Raw genomic sequence first — 9,038 nt, 5'->3', positions numbered from 1 at the left:
CAAACTTTTCTATCGTTTGTCATGCTTGTTTTTCTTTTGTTCCGGTGTGTTTCTTGGCCGGAATAAGAATATACCATGTACTCGCCTACTAATGCAAGTGTTTTTTGAAATTAATTTTATTTTGTTGTTTATCCTTTAACTTTACGCATATTTAGCCATGACTTCAGTTAATATCTTTTTCATGCGATCTATTAGTTCAACCGGTTCCTTAACTGTTGCTTCATTACCTAAACCCATAAAAAACTTCGAATAAAACGTAAGATCAACCTTTCGAATATCGCCATCTATCCAGCCTGTACCATCATCGCGAATATTCAGCTTGGGCAGCGGCCATAGCTCAGACTCGCAGCGCTGCAAGCCTTCTCTGCTTAATTCAACATAAAGATTAACATATGTCTCCTGCGTCTGAAAAACCTCATCGCTATTCCCAAGGTTTACATGTCGCAAATCCAGCGCTTCCAAATCAGATGTATCCTCTACAGCGGAGTGAATTCGATCACAACGGAACAACCGCAATTCAGCACGCAGAAAACAGTAAGCGGAACAGTACCATAATCCGTTGCTTGCATATATGCCAATCGGTTGTATTTGACGGCTTGACCGACCTTCTCGTGATTCATATTCGATAACCAACACTTTTTGGTGAATAGCCCCTTCAAGCAAGATCGATAAATAAGGGGATTTCATTTGCCGAGCAGGCGTGAAAAAATCAACACGATTTTTCATTTGATCAATACGATCCCGCACATCACCAGGCATGTAATAATAGAACTTGCTGAGTGCCGAGGATGATTCAGGTTCAAAGGGAAGATATAAATAGTGCCTCAAAGCATGGCTGGCAAAAAATATCGCAACAGCCTCTTCTTCCGTAAAAGCGATCGGAGGCAATATCCTTTCTTTTAATACCTGATACCCGCCATGCGGCCCTACCTCCGAATACAACGGAACGCCCAGCTCACTCAGCTCTTGCAAATCCCTCAATATCGTTCTTGTCGACACTTCAAACTCAACCGCGAGTTCTTTGACGGTGAACTTACGTTTTCTATTAACAGTCATCATCAATTCAATGAGCCGTTTCGATTTTGACATATTGATTCTCCATTCATTTCTTAATTATGACAACTACTGTCACTATTATAAGCTACAATCAGTATTAAGCCCACTAAGGGTGACAACAATACTATAATTAAGAAGAATGGAGTGAAGGCAATGCAATCTCAGCCTATTAATGAAGTAAAAGGATTACTGCTGGAGGAATTGGAGCATATCGCGAAAACCTCTTCCAATTTGATTCGCAAAATCTCAACCGATCATTGGTCATATAGACCGCATGATAATATGAGGACGCTGCTGGAGCTTGTCCAACATATCGTATCTATTCCTTCGGTTGATCTGCTCATTCTTCAGGAGAACGATGAAACCGTCATCCGCAAGCTTGAAGCGGATATAGCTGCCGATCAAGACCACGAGAAACTAATTGCTTGGCTCACGACTGGTTTGCATGAAGTCAGAGCTTATATGGAAAGTCTTCCGGATGAGGATTTCCTGCACAAGAAAACAAAACCATTTTATCTAGAACACGGTTCGGTACAGGCAAAATGGCTGATTGAGATTACGACCCATATTCAGCATCATCGGGCGCAGATGTTTACATATTTGAAGATACAAGGCTATGAAGTCAACATGTTCGATCTATACTAAAATAATTCAAATGCATTTTACCGCACCTATAAAAAAAGCTCTCAACTGTCTACTGACAGCGAGAGCTTTTTTGCATCTTCACTCCATTGAGCGTAATTCAACCGATACTTCTGCTAAAAGATTTTTTTCTCCCGAACGATACCTTCGTATCCTTCTGGTATTTTAACATTCACTTTTACCGATGCCGGGGATTGAATGGAAACCTCAATAATTTTCTCATCGATCACTTTCCACGATACATCGATTTGCCCTGCATCGGAGAGAGGAACACTTCCCTTCGCCCATGTAAGACCACAAGGATTAGGACTAATTTCTACCTCAGTCCAGCCCATTGCTGTACTCCGAATGCCAAGCACCTCGCGTCCAAGGAAATAAGCTGGCGCTGCCGACCAAGCATGACAATGACTTCTAGTCAGCATATTCGGATTCGCTCTATTTTCCGAGAAGTTCGGATACATCTCCCAGCAAGTTGTCGCGTCATGCTCGATCATTTGCCCGTAATTGCGACGGATATCTTCAACAATCGTAGAATACTGTCCCGATGCCGACAATGCTTCATAATAGAAGAAAGACATGAATGGACTGCCGATTTGAACAAAATGGGAAGGCGATTCCAGCAAATACTTCTCCATAATGCTTCTACGTTCTCCTTGCGCAACACCTGTCAAATAAGCGACCACCTGTGTTTGCACGGAGAAGATGTCTGATCTGCGTCCATCCACATGGATACAATCCAAGTAGGCAGACTGTTCCTCGGACCACAAATGCTGATTAATCGCCGCTTGAAGATCATCGGCTGCTGCCGCAAAACGTAAGCGCCCTTCCTCATCACCGGAAAAACCAGCCATCTCAGAGGCAACTCTCAGCGTCTTCACTAAGAAGCAGTTCTGATGTGTGACAATGCCATCGTTAGGCTGATCAATCGGCGACCAGTCGAGCAGGTTCCAGCCCTTAATAGCGAGCAATCCATCCTCATTGATTTCCTTCAAATAATGCTCTAGCGTAAAACGGATATGCGGATACATCTCTTGGGCAAAATGAAGATCTGCTGTTTGCTCAACATATTCACGGCATGCAATAGCCCAGAAAAAGGTCCAGTTCGGAATAACGCTGCTCCAACCGCTCGGAACCTGATTTACGTATAAAGGCGTTTGATCCTTCGATCCCGGTACAAGACGCAAGCATCGTTTTACCATATCATTTACGCCGAATAAGTAATTGCTGACCAGCGCTTCATTGCGGCTATCCCCCACCCAGAAAACTTGCTCATAGGCTGGGCAATCCACAAATGTATCTTCCATGCATAGCTTCGTCGTATGTCGGCTAATCTCCCATATGTCGTTCAATAAAGGATCTGAGCTTTGGAATCTACCAATCTCTGCTACTGGGTAATGGCTCGCTATATAATGAACATTTTGTATTTTGACCGGCGTATTCGCATTTCGAACAGTCAACATCAAGTACCGCAGGCCTCTGCGAATTGGAGAGACATGAATCTGTCTTCCTTCTTTACATACATAGCGCACAGTATTGTCCAGTCCAAACGTATCTTGGCGATAATCCTCAGTCATATACTCAAATCCGTAAAAATCTAAAATAGCACCCGCTTCTGCCTCAACCTCAAATGATAGATAACCCGTAAGCTCCTTGCCGAAATCAATTATAATTTCTGTATCTAGACCTGGATACATCGGAATAACTCCTGGCCATGCATTCGGAATAACAAGATTTTGCAAAGCCACCGGAATAACATGCGGAGTTCTTTCCTTCTTCCACACAGAGAGACCGAATACATCCACTTCACTTACGAGACTCTCATCGATAGAACGAATATATGAAGAATACGCATCCAAATCTTGAACGGAAGATACCTTATCTATCACTTGCTTATAATATGCATCCTCAAAATCAATCTGTCTCGATTCCTGATGATCCAAATATACAGTACTGTCAAAAGGTCCAATACTAATAAAAGCAGATGCTCCCTCTGGCTGTTGCTCAGAAGCTAGCGGTGATCGAACCTCAATCGGAACTTCACTGTAGATGCCCAGGTGCAGTTGAGCTGTATGCATGCTTCCACTCACATCAATTAAGAGTAAATGTTCGCCTTTTTGAATTGTCACTTCCGCATAGCGTTCAGGAAGCACTCCCGTGAACTGATCCGAATCCAGCTTCACCCCATTAATTGAGACTGCTCTTACGCACTCACTCGCAAATGGGAACCCAAGTATGATATCCGTGTTTTCTTGGACAGACAGTATGGTAGCCGCATAACCCGTGAAGCCGACAACATTTGCATGGTCCTCACTGCCCTCAACCATTTGATTGCGTATATCAATTGACGTAGAGAAGCTGAAGGACTTAACGCTGCTCAGAGATAAAATGCGTGAAGGATAAACAGGGTACTCTGCTAACAGCGGAATGTCCCGCTCTATTAGCGTCTTCCACGGTCCAGTGCCAACAACGCCTAGTAACGCCGCTTTCTCCCATGCATCACCACTACCCGCGGATGTAGTCCAATCGCTGTCCCACGAACCAGCATCAACATACTCAGAATAACCTTGCTGACAAGACATTCGAGGCGTACGTGTATGATAGCCTTCATGAATAGCTGTGCTCCAAGTACCATCTGACTCAAGCAGCGTTTGCGTTCCTTCTTCACTGCTTCTATCCAACTGCACAAGCAGCCCGCCGCGGCCTCTTAAATAGTAAAAGGTCGATACTCCAAAATGATGTACGAGCACCGCAATCGTATTCGACTGCCCAGGTACCAGCAGATGGCCAATATCGTACACATCATAAAATTGCTCAACCGTCCAAGAGCGTACAGGGCCGCGTCCTACCTGCTTGCCATTAATATAAAGAACATAGCGAGAATCCGCACTAATTCGCAGTGTTGTTTGAGTATTTTGGTCAAAATCATCCGATGATGGTGCAACATCAAAGCTCTTTTTGAAGCAACGCCATTCATTGCGAGGGCTTTCAACTTCTCCGCCCCAAATCCAATTCGCCTTCCAATTCCAATCCATCATGTTATTCCGTCCCTTCTAAGCGAGTAATCGTATGTTTTCACGTGCATTCTACCTCTAATTATAGTAAAATCATGCTACTCAATTACCCCTGTTTCGGACATTTATTCCCTGAAAAACGACATCGGATGAAAGGAATGAGAGCTGATGACAAGCAAGCATACGCTGCTTTACGAGAGCGAGCAATATTTTCAAAAGAGTAAATTCATCTTCGTAAACCGCGCCGAGGAAGACTTTGATCTGCCGCTACACAATCATGTTTTCATTGAGCTTGCTTATGTAGCTGAAGGCAAGGGTTTTCATCATATAGGGGATGAGGTCGTCCCCGTTTATAAAGGGATGTTATTTATTTTGCCGCCTGGCATTCCGCATGTCTTTCGTCCTTCAACACCTTCACGCAACAACTCGCCATTAATTGTATATAATTGCGTCTTCATGCCCTCGCTCCTTCAATCTCAGAAAGACTGGATTGGCGATCAGGAGATCGTTGATTTTCTGGTAACCTGTTTTAATGATGCATCCACTTTCCACTCCTTGTTCGACTCGGATAGTGTTATCGAAGATTTATTTCGCAGCCTGCTGCGTGAATATGAGCTCCCGCGGAGTGGATCATCGGCTTATTTGCTAACGCTTCTAGTGCAGCTGTTTCTATCCGTCTATCGATTAATGAAGGATGCTAAGGAGCTGTTATTAGAAGAGAATTCTTCCGCCCGCTTCCATCATGTGCTGAACTACCTTGAACAGCATGCGCATGAGAATATCACCATTAGCCAGCTTGCAAATCGCTGCGAGTGGAGCGAACGGCATTTCAGCCGCGTGTTCAAGCAGCATACCGGACAAACCTTCCTGCATTACCTGCAGCATCTGCGCATAAAAAAAAGCTGCGAGCTCCTTAGGAACTCCCAGCTAAAAATTAGCAGCATTGCGGAAGAGGTCGGCTGCAAAAATATCGATGCATTCCTCACCCATTTTAAACGAATTGTCGGCATGACGCCGCGCGAATATCGAAAAATCATACGTGACAATAAATAATCTGTATAGTCGGTTCATCCTTTTCGTTTGTCCGCCATACGATGCCCTTCTTCTAATTCTATTTCGAGGAAACCAGCCATTTCCCGTGATTGAAAGCTGAGCGTTTTGTTACTGCCGACGATGATCATATTACGAGTATCGGCTAGATCTTCTGCAGGCAGAGAGAAGGCTTTCGTATACGGATAGATCTCTTTCAATGTTGAATAAATTGAATTAATTAATTTATCGTTTTTGACTTTTCCGAAGAGATTCATAATAATCGAACCACTTGCGTTCAGCTTCTCTTTCGTTAACTCAAAAAATTCCAATGTCGTTAAATGATACGGTGTCCCCTCTTTCGTGAAGGCGTCCAAAATAATATAATCAAAGCCGCCGGACGCCTGATTTTCAAGGATCAGCCGCCCATCTCCAATTACAACATTGTCCTCGCTATAGCTAAAATAAGTTCTGCTCAGCTCTACTACCTTCTCATTGATTTCCGCTATCACAAATCGTTTATCGGAATAGTGTCCGGCGATAGTTCCAATTCCATGACCAATCATAAAAACATCTTCGAACGATGGATCGTTATTTCCCATCAGATGCATGATCGCACGCGGATATTCCATGACGACTCGATTCGGCTCCTTCAAATCGATCGCTCCTTGAATCGCATGATTAGAGAACTGCAAGAAGCGATATTTTCCGATCTCCCCAAATAATTGATTGGCTTCATAGACGGTAATCTCTTGAGAGCCGCTAAGCTCCTTGGCTAACTGATACAAATCATCAAACTCCTTCAGTACATGTGAGAGCGAAATTAATTTAATGTTTTTTGGAAGGAGGTTAGCGATAGCCGTTCTTCCACTTTAATAACTCCCGTTTCAACATATCCGCTTTGCTTGTAAAGATTAACCGCAGGTGCGTTTTTAGATCCCGTTGATACGACGATCACGCTTCCACTGACTCCAACGCTTTCGATGTGTTGAAGAAGCTGCTTTGCGATTCCTTTTCTAAAATGGTTAGGGTGGATAATGAGCCGATGAATGTCTATGATGTTATTTTCAATCATGATGGCAATGGCTCCGCACAGCTCATTATTAATATAATAACCATAGAAGGTCTCGCCGCAATTACACAGCGTATCAATGGTGTCTTTTAATGGCGGTATCTCATAAAAATCAATGAGTTCTGCTTCTACCCTATAGGATGGAAGCTGTATACGCAATACTTCCTCTGCTATGGCAGCATCTGTGATGTCTATTTTTATAATCAATGTTAATCCCTCTCTAATTCCTTATAGAATCCTTTAATTATTTAATATCTGTTCGTACTTCTCCCTCAATTGGTAAAATGACGACATTAGCAAATTCTTTATTCGTATAACGATCGATAGAGCCTAGTTCCGTCTTCTTTCCATTGCTGTCAATTGTCCCATAATTCAGCCAATCCGCCATAAAGTTATCTAAGAAATAGACGGAATCACCAAATGGCTTTGGTTCTTTGCCCGCTTCTCCGTTTTTCCCCAATAAATCCTTTTGCCATTTTCTTTCTGAAATACCGCTATCGTTGATTTCATAATAGGTGATTAACCCTCTATATTCCATGGTATATCGCAGTGCCTCTCCTTGAGGGAAAGTATATACGAATGTGAAGCCTTCACCATATGGCGCAATATCCATGCCATTGTCAACTCCAGGAGTACGAATCGCAAGCTTTCGCGCTTCTGTAAGATCGCCATTTCTCAGCGTTTTAAACCGCTCTTCACCCGACGGTGTTCTTACAATAATCCGTTTCCCTGTACTGTCGGTTCCTACTGTTCCACCAAGTGTTTCCGTAACAAACCGAACTGGAACGTAAGTACGCCCTTTCTTTACGGTAACTGGGGCATCCAGAGGAACTTTTTCCCCATTTACATCAGCTGATTTTAGTCCGTCCTTTAATCGAACAGTCAATTTCCGAGCTGGATTTTGGATCACAATTGTCTTCGTAGCCGTTTCGTAGGAATATTTAAGTTTTTCAGGATCATTAAAGGCTGTGAGCTGCACCATCGTTCTGCCGTTCACGTTGAGCACATCATCCTGGAGCCTGCCGTCGATGAACATTTTAATGGTTGCCTTGGGTGCAGATGCGGCCATCGTTGCAGAACCCGCACTAAGCACACCCGCTATTGTTAGTGCAGCTGTCGTTGCTTTTAACCATTTTTTCATCATTAAAACCTCCTGCGAATTTTATTAACTTTGCGATTCCACTTCACCAACTTTAAAAGCGTCATCCTCCCATTTGTAAACAAAAGTGAGCAGCGGTAAACCGTGTTTCGAGACCACTTCTTCGATGGCATCTCCGTCTACATCCACTTCTTTCGCATGACCCGTGTCTACGAGCAGGAATGGAATGGGGCTTCCATCTTTCATTTCAAAATAATTGTGTATCGGTGCATTTGCCCCAAAGACACCGTCGATTCGAATAAGCGACTTACCATAAAGCTCTAGCTCTTTGATCGATAGAAGCTCATCATTGTTTTGTGAGTGCATGCCTCCGACTGCCCCAAGCTCATAAAGACCAGCTTCAGATTCGAAAGCACCATACACTTGCTCAACGTCGCCCGACTTCGAATTAATGCTAATTTTTCCGCCACTAATGTTCTGTTCTTTAATAAGCTGCTCCATTTGAAAGTGATCTACCTTCGCAACCTTCTGATCGTTTTGAACCTTCTCATAGGCAAGCGGCATAACGAACTCACTCTGCTCAGTGAGCTGTGAGTCCTCTTGAATGATTTGGAGTAATTCATTCGTCGCTTCCTTTGTTAATGTAAAGCCTTTATGTGTATCTTTCACATCCATAATAACGCCCTGTTTAGAACTCTCGTTTATCCAAAGGTTGAAGGTGTTTTTCACGATTGGCTGTTTCACCGTAATCGTAAAGATCGGTTTCGACATATTTAAAATACCTTGCATTTGTACTGCCGTATTTATAGCGCTAACAAAAGCCTCCAGCCTCCATTGATCCGTGTACACTGACTCAACGGACTTGGCACCCGCTGCTCTGGAAATAGATATTTCTTTCGCATCTGTGATGTTAAATGAAGGACTAGTCTTCTTATCCAATAACCCTGTTAGTTTAGCTTGAACCCGTTGCTGCTCCTGTACATTAGTTGCCTTTGGGCCAACACTTTCGGCTGCACAACCAGCAAGAAGCAGCATTGTAATGACAGCTGAAACAAATGTTCCTTTCACTTTTTCGTCAGTCCTTTCATAAGCAAAAAGCTGTTCCATCGCAACCTCATGTATAGTGACG

8 protein-coding genes are annotated in these 9,038 nt (G+C 43.3%); 2 read left to right on the top strand and 6 right to left on the bottom strand.

Features of this window, described 5'->3' with window-relative positions; translation table 11 throughout:
• Positions 1-141 precede the first annotated feature (141 nt).
• Positions 142-1,089 (bottom strand): helix-turn-helix transcriptional regulator, encoded by a 948-nt coding sequence (locus ACIFSR_RS24600; protein ID WP_339205132.1) that lies wholly within the window; start codon positions 1,087-1,089, stop codon positions 142-144.
• Between the two features lie 120 nt (positions 1,090-1,209).
• Between ACIFSR_RS24600 and ACIFSR_RS24595 the strand changes: the two genes are divergently transcribed.
• Positions 1,210-1,701 carry a DinB family protein gene (locus ACIFSR_RS24595; protein ID WP_339205133.1) on the top strand — a complete coding sequence of 164 codons (492 nt, stop codon included), beginning with the start codon at positions 1,210-1,212 and terminating at the stop codon, positions 1,699-1,701.
• Between the two features lie 113 nt (positions 1,702-1,814).
• On the opposite strand, the gene ACIFSR_RS24590 is transcribed toward ACIFSR_RS24595, so the two are convergent.
• Positions 1,815-4,733, bottom strand: coding sequence for a family 78 glycoside hydrolase catalytic domain (locus ACIFSR_RS24590; protein ID WP_430060700.1), 2,919 nt, complete (start codon positions 4,731-4,733; stop codon positions 1,815-1,817).
• Positions 4,734-4,877: 144 nt separating this feature from the next.
• On the opposite strand from ACIFSR_RS24590, the gene ACIFSR_RS24585 reads away from it, so the two are divergent.
• A complete protein-coding gene (locus ACIFSR_RS24585; RefSeq protein ID WP_339205136.1) occupies positions 4,878-5,762 on the top strand; it encodes a helix-turn-helix domain-containing protein in 885 nt (294 codons plus the stop codon).
• A gap of 14 nt (positions 5,763-5,776) precedes the next feature.
• Here the strand turns inward: ACIFSR_RS24585 and ACIFSR_RS24580 are convergent, their stop codons facing one another.
• The 4 genes from ACIFSR_RS24580 to ACIFSR_RS24565 are packed head-to-tail and all read right to left on the bottom strand — an operon-like array spanning position 5,777 to position 9,016.
• Positions 5,777-6,544, bottom strand: coding sequence for a spermidine synthase (locus ACIFSR_RS24580; protein WP_430060718.1), 768 nt, complete (start codon positions 6,542-6,544; stop codon positions 5,777-5,779).
• A gap of 17 nt (positions 6,545-6,561) precedes the next feature.
• The gene (locus ACIFSR_RS24575; protein WP_339205138.1) at positions 6,562-7,017 is read right to left on the bottom strand and encodes a GNAT family N-acetyltransferase; all 456 of its coding nucleotides are present in this window, start codon (positions 7,015-7,017) and stop codon (positions 6,562-6,564) included.
• Between the two features lie 37 nt (positions 7,018-7,054).
• Entirely contained in the window at positions 7,055-7,954 is a 900-nt protein-coding gene (locus ACIFSR_RS24570) for a copper amine oxidase N-terminal domain-containing protein (protein WP_339205139.1), read from the bottom strand.
• A 21-nt stretch (positions 7,955-7,975) separates the two neighbouring features.
• Positions 7,976-9,016 (bottom strand): hypothetical protein, encoded by a 1,041-nt coding sequence (locus ACIFSR_RS24565; RefSeq protein ID WP_430060696.1) that lies wholly within the window; start codon positions 9,014-9,016, stop codon positions 7,976-7,978.
• Positions 9,017-9,038 lie beyond the last annotated feature (22 nt).

Source organism: Paenibacillus sp. NRS-1760 (assembly GCF_050467785.1).
Lineage (GTDB): Bacteria > Bacillota > Bacilli > Paenibacillales > Paenibacillaceae > Pristimantibacillus.
This window is presented reverse-complemented; position numbering and strand designations above follow the sequence as displayed.